General features: G+C 61.2%; 6 protein-coding genes. 4 read left to right on the top strand and 2 right to left on the bottom strand.

The genetic code is table 11. The features are described from left to right. The first annotated feature begins 1 nt into the window (after window position 1). The 3 genes from C515_RS0116250 to C515_RS0116245 are packed head-to-tail and all read left to right on the top strand — an operon-like array spanning window position 2 to window position 1,670. The gene (locus C515_RS0116250) at window positions 2–934 is read left to right on the top strand and encodes an IS5 family transposase (RefSeq protein WP_028456099.1); all 933 of its coding nucleotides are present in this window, start codon (window positions 2–4) and stop codon (window positions 932–934) included. 41 nt (window positions 935–975) lie between these two features. Next, the gene (locus C515_RS24955) at window positions 976–1,164 is read left to right on the top strand and encodes a L,D-transpeptidase family protein (protein WP_081687011.1); all 189 of its coding nucleotides are present in this window, start codon (window positions 976–978) and stop codon (window positions 1,162–1,164) included. Further along, window positions 1,161–1,670 (top strand): hypothetical protein, encoded by a 510-nt coding sequence (locus tag C515_RS0116245; RefSeq protein WP_144290503.1) that lies wholly within the window; start codon window positions 1,161–1,163, stop codon window positions 1,668–1,670. Before C515_RS24955 ends, C515_RS0116245 begins: the two co-directional genes overlap by 4 nt. 152 nt (window positions 1,671–1,822) lie before the next feature. Here the strand turns inward: C515_RS0116245 and C515_RS0116240 are convergent, their stop codons facing one another. Further along, window positions 1,823–2,749 (bottom strand): LysR family transcriptional regulator, encoded by a 927-nt coding sequence (locus tag C515_RS0116240; RefSeq protein WP_028456368.1) that lies wholly within the window; start codon window positions 2,747–2,749, stop codon window positions 1,823–1,825. A 214-nt stretch (window positions 2,750–2,963) separates the two neighbouring features. Here C515_RS0116240 and metE point away from each other — a divergent pair, with 214 nt between their 5' ends. After that, entirely contained in the window at window positions 2,964–5,330 is a 2,367-nt protein-coding gene (gene metE, locus C515_RS0116235) for a 5-methyltetrahydropteroyltriglutamate--homocysteine S-methyltransferase (RefSeq protein ID WP_051305039.1), read from the top strand. 104 nt (window positions 5,331–5,434) lie between these two features. On the opposite strand, the gene tnpA is transcribed toward metE, so the two are convergent. Then, window positions 5,435–5,866: an IS200/IS605 family transposase gene (gene tnpA, locus C515_RS0116230; protein WP_028455501.1), complete on the bottom strand. Its 432-nt coding sequence runs from the start codon at window positions 5,864–5,866 to the stop codon at window positions 5,435–5,437. Between the last annotated feature and the right edge of the window lie 40 nt (window positions 5,867–5,906).

Here is a 5,906-nt window from a genome sequence, read left to right as displayed (position 1 = left end):
GATGACCAAGCCCGCCCCAGCCAAGTACAAAACCACTAACTGGCGTGACTACGACGCCGCGCTCAAGGCGCGCGGCTCGTTGCTGATCTGGCTTGATCCAGCCATGCAATGGTATGCCCCGGCCGGCGGCAAGGCCGGGCGGCAGCCCACCTTCTCCGAGGCCGCCATCCAGTTTTGCCTATCGATCAAGGTGCTGTTCGGCCTGGCTCTGCGCCAGACCATCGGCATGGTCGAGAGCCTGATCAAGCTGGCCGGCCTCGACTGGCAGGCACCGAATTACAGCACGCTCAGCCGTCGTCAGCAGACTCTGACAGTGCGGATTCCGGCGCGACGCAGCCAGGGTGGCTTACACCTGCTGATCGACAGCACCGGCATCCAATTCCTCGGCGAAGGCGAGTGGAAACGCAAAAAACATGGCGCCGAATACCGCCGGCAATGGCGCAAGGTGCATCTGGGCATTGATGCGCAAACGCTGGAAATCCGCGCAATTGAGGTCACCGGCAATGGCGTCGGTGATGCACCGGTTCTGCCGGATTTGCTGGCGCAGATTCCAGCCGACGAGCCGATTGCCAGCGTTCGCGCCGATGGCGCTTACGACACCAAGGCGTGCCATGCCGCGATTGCGGCACGCGGGGCGGAAGCAATCATTCCGGTACGCAAAAACGGCCAGCCGTGGAAAGACCAAAGCGACGGCGCCAGGGTGCGGAACGAAGCGCTGCGCGCGATGCGCCGGCTGGGGCCCGCGATCTGGAAACGCTGGAGTACTTACCACCAGCGCAGTCTGGTTGAAGCCAAGATGCGCTGTTTCAAATTGCTGGGTGAACGGGTGAAGGCTCGCACGTTTGAGCGGCAGGTAGCGGAGCTCCAGGTTCGTGCCGCCCTGCTGAACCGCTTCACACAGTTGGGCACACCGGTGACGGTGCGCGTGGCCTGAATCCGTCAGGGGGTTGGGGAGTCTCGGCCTGTGGCTGAGTTATGCAACAGAGCCCGTCCGACGGCAAGGCCTTTCATCAATACCATGGACCATCCTTCACCGCAGTTCGACTAGGGAGAGGCATTAGCGATTGGTTTGGCTCGCATGGGTGTGTAAGACTGTCAGAGGACGATGCAAAGAGTCTATTTAACTGGGCCGATGTAGGGAGTACGCTGGTGCAGGTCTCATGAAATCAATAATAATTTCTCTGCTTTCTTACCTGGTCGGCCTTATTACTTATGCCGTACTCTCTCATATTCCGTCAAGAAGTAATATTGAGAATGGCTCCACATTGTTCTCAATACCAGTGGTGGAATTCAGATCATTGAGTTATCTCACAGATGAGTTCGACCTGACTGTCCAGACCTCAAGGGTAGACGGGGTTTATGCGATTCAGAAGACATTTAAAAATAAAACCAACTCGGTGCAATGCATCAGAGGAAGAGATTTTGACAAAATTATCGCCCCTTTGCTTGATATAAAAGCAGTGAAGCCCGGGGTGGGGTCAAAATCTGAAGCAGAGAGTCTGGCAATAAAGTCTGGGGTTGATATTGAGCCGTTTGTAGTAAAAATTTTCGCTGGTGACAATGGAAGTTTGCTGGCACATATTCCCGCCAATGATGCTGTCCAGTTGGTGATGAATATTAAGAGAGAAAATCTCGAGGCCATTGCATCTGCATGCGAAGCCGTCAAGTAGCAAGCCTTGCAGGGCGGGTCGAGACCCGCGCTGAGCTGTCGGTAAATCAACCACACCCTTTTTGACCGTTCAACTTCTCGACACTGATTGGCGGGTTAGGCCTTTGGCTAACCCGCCCTACGGCATGGGTATCCGGCTACAGCCATTTATCTTCATGGGTTGAGAAGCGATACCCCCGGCAAATTCTCCGCGCTCACTTCGCGCATCAGCAGCAGGAAATCCTGCATATACGCCAGCTGGGCATGGGCGGCAGGAACGGCGGCGTAGAGTTCGCTGCGCAGGCCCTGCTGCGTGACCGGCCGCGCGGTGACATAGCCCTTGTCGAGATAGCCCTGCACGCTCCAGCGCGGCAGCGCGGCAATCCCCCGTTTGCTGGCGACGAGCTGCAGCATGGCGACGGTTAATTCTGTCGTGCGGCGCTTGGGGTTGATGCCCGCCGGTTTCAGCACTTTGCGCAGCAGGTCGAGCATTTCGTCGGGAACCGGGTAGGTGATCAGCGTTTCGTCGCGGAAATCCTCGGCGGCGAGCCAGGCTTTGGCGGCCAGCGGGTGGTCGTTGGCGACGAGCGCGACCATGTCGTAGGCGAACAGCGGCTGGCAGTACAGCGCGGCGTCGTCTTCCGGCTCGCTGACGATGGCCAGGTCGGCGCGTTCTTCGAACAGCAGCTGCACCGGGTCGGCATGAAAGCCGGACACGATGTCCAGCTCGACCTCGGGCCAGTGCGCGCGGAAGCGGTCCATCGCCGGCATCAGCCAGTCAAAGCAGGTGTGGCATTCCACCGCGATGCGCAGCGAGCCGGCCTCGCCCTCGCGCAGGCGCGCGATGTCGCGCTCGGTGGCCGCCACCGCCGGCAGCACCTGGCCGGCGAGCAGCGCCAGCCGGTCGCCGGCGGCGGTCAGCTTCAGTGGCGTGCTCTTGCGGTTCACCAGCGGCACGCCGTAATGCTCTTCGAGCTGGCGCAGCTGGTGCGAGAGTGCCGACTGGGTGAGAAACAGGCGCTCGGCGGCACGGGTGAGGTTGCCGGTGGCGGCGATGGCCTGCAGCGTTTTCAGATGGCGCAGTTCGAGGATGGATTGCATGGTTTAAGGTCCGGGATGGCGGCAAGGTAGGGTGCGCAAATTCCTTCGGAATTTGCGCACGTGGGCTGTGGATTGGTGCGCAAATCCCTTTGGGATTTTCACACCCTACGGGTTGCGTGAGGAAATTTCACGCCATGCCTGAAAATTATGAATTGGAATAATACGCGGCAGGCGCGGATGATGCAAAACACATTCATCGTTCGAGGTATTATCAATGAGCAATACTCATCAGTCAGCAGAGAAGGTCGCCGCGCACATTCTCGGCTTTCCGCGCATCGGTGCGCGCCGCGAGCTGAAGTTCGCGCAAGAGCAGTTCTGGCGCGGCGAGATCGGCGAGGCCGAGCTGGCCACGGTCGGCAAGACGCTGCGCCGCACGCACTGGCAATGGCAGCGCGAGGCCGGGCTGGATGTCGTGACGGTTGGCGACTTTGCCTGGTACGACCAGATGCTGGGCGCGGCGGTGCTGTTTGGTAGCGTGCCGGCACGCTTCGGTTTTGACGCGAAAACGCTGACGCTGGCGCAGTATTTCGAACTGGCGCGCGGTAATGCGGCGCAGCCGGCCATGGAAATGACCAAGTGGTTCGATACCAATTACCACTATCTGGTGCCGGAGCTGGACGCGAAAACCAGCTTCGACGGCGGTGTGGACTGGCTGTTCCACGAAGTCGAAGAGGCGCTGACCCTGGGCCATGCGGTGAAAGTCGTGCTGCCCGGTCCGCTGACCTTCCTGTGGCTGTCGAAAGCCAAGCAGCCTGGGTATGACAAGCTGGCCCTTCTGCCTGCTTTGCTGCAGGCCTATACCCGGGTTATTGATCGCCTGGCGGCGCTGAAGGTGCAATGGCTGCAGCTCGACGAGCCGGCGCTGGCACTGGATTTGCCGCAAGCCTGGCTCGACGCCTGCCAGCCGGCGTATGACGCGCTGGCCGCGCGCGGCGTGTCGCTGCTGCTGGCGACCTATTTCGATGATGTGTCGGCGCATGCCGGCCTGATCAAGCGTCTGCCGGTGCAGGGCGTGCACCTCGATCTGGTGCGCGCACCGCAACAATTGCAGGCTTTTGTCGATGGCTGGCACAGCGAAAAGGTGCTGTCGCTGGGCGTGATCAATGGCCGCAATGTGTGGGTGAGCGACCTGAACGGCATTCTGGCCACGCTGCGCCCGCTGGCGGAGCGACTGGGCGAGCGCCTGTGGCTGTCCGCCAGCTGCTCGCTGCTGCATGTGCCGGTCGATCTGGCGCAGGAAAGCAAGCTCGATGGCGAGCTGCAGGCCTGGCTGGCATTTGCCAAGCAGAAACTTGCCGAGCTGAATGTGCTGAAGGGCGCGCTCAACGGCGCCGATGTGCATGCCGCGCTGGCGACCAATGCGCAGGCCATCGCCAGCCGCAAGACCTCGCCGCGCATCCACAACCCGGCCGTTGCCGAGCGGGTAGCGGCGCTGACGCTGGCCGATAGCCGCCGCCACAGCCCGTTTGCCTTGCGCCAGGCAGCGCAGCGCGCGCGCTTCAATCTGCCGCTGCTGCCCACCACCACCATCGGCTCCTTCCCGCAAACCGCCGAAATCCGCGCCGCCCGTGCCGCCTTCAAGCGCGGTGAATTGTCCGCCGCCGCTTACGAGGCGGCGATGCAGGCCGAGATCGCGCTGGTGGTGCACAAGCAGGACGAGCTGGGCCTGGATGTGCCGGTGCACGGCGAAGCCGAGCGCAACGATATGGTCGAGTATTTTGGCGAGCAGCTGAGCGGCTACGCGTTTTCCGAATACGGCTGGGTGCAGAGCTACGGCAGCCGCTGCGTGAAGCCGCCGCTGCTGTTCGGCGACGTGGCGCGGCCGCAGGCGATGACGGTGGCGTGGAGCCAGTACGCGCAGAGCCTCACCACCAAGCCGATGAAGGGCATGCTCACCGGCCCGGTGACCATCCTGCAGTGGTCCTTCGTGCGCGACGACCAGCCGCGCGAAACCACCTGCCTGCAGATCGCGCTGGCAATCCGCGACGAGGTCTGCGATCTGGAAAACGCCGGCATCGGCATCATCCAGATCGACGAGCCGGCCTTCCGTGAAGGCCTGCCGCTCAAGCATGCCCAGTGGGCCGAGTATCTGGAATGGGCGGGCCGGGCATTCCGCGTGTCGGCCTCGGGCGTGCAGGATGCCACGCAGATCCACACGCACATGTGCTATTCGGAATTCAACGACATCCTGCCGGCGATTGCCGCGATGGATGCCGATGTGATTACGATTGAAACCAGCCGCTCGGACATGGAATTGCTGGAGGCCTTTGGCGAATTCCACTACCCGAACGAGATCGGCCCGGGCGTGTACGACATCCACAGCCCGCGCGTGCCGCCGGTCACCGAGATGCTGAGGCTGATCGCCAAGGCACTGGAAGTGATCCCGGCAGACCGCCTGTGGATCAACCCCGACTGCGGCCTGAAAACCCGCGGCTGGCCGGAAACCGAAGCCGCGCTGGCGAACATGCTCGACGCCACCCGCCAGGCGCGCGCCGCGCTGGCCGAGGGGCGCAAGCTGGTGGTCGATGTGGCCAAGACCGCCCCGGTGGCTGCGGGAGCTTGCGGCTGCAGCGGGCAGTAACAATCCCCCGGCAAAGCCGGGGGCTTTCGTAATGTGAGCCGCTCAAAGCGGCTAAATGGTGGCGCTAACGCGCCCCAATCAAATGCCACCCAAGGTGGCAAGCCCTATGACCACAGCTGCAACTGCTCCAGCCTCTGGTCCTCTTTTTCCTGATTCTTGATGTATTCCCGAATCATCGTCTCATCACGACCCACCGTTGAGACAAAGTAGCCTCTGGCCCAGAAATGTTGCCCGACGAAATTACGCTTGCGCTCCCCATACACCCGCGCAAGATGAATCGCACTCTTGCCCTTCATGTACCCGACTACCTGCGACACCGCGAATTTCGGTGGAATCGATAACAGCATGTGCACATGATCCGGCATCAGATGCCCTTCCAGCACCCGGCTTTCCTTCTGCTCTGCCAGCTTCCGGAAAATTTCTCCGAGATGCTGCCTGAGTTGTACGTACAGCACCTTCCTGCGGCACTTGGGAATGAAGACCACGTGGTATTTACACTCCCAGCGGCTGTGGCTTAGGCTTTCGAAGTCGTCCATCTTTGATACTCCTCTTAAGTGTGCTTGGCGGCTCACAAAG

It is taken from the genome of Chitinilyticum litopenaei DSM 21440, assembly GCF_000428145.1.
Taxonomy (GTDB): Bacteria; Pseudomonadota; Gammaproteobacteria; order Burkholderiales; family Chitinibacteraceae; genus Chitinilyticum; species Chitinilyticum litopenaei.
The sequence above is the reverse complement of the archived record's forward strand: the minus strand, read 5'-3'. Positions and strand labels throughout refer to the sequence as shown.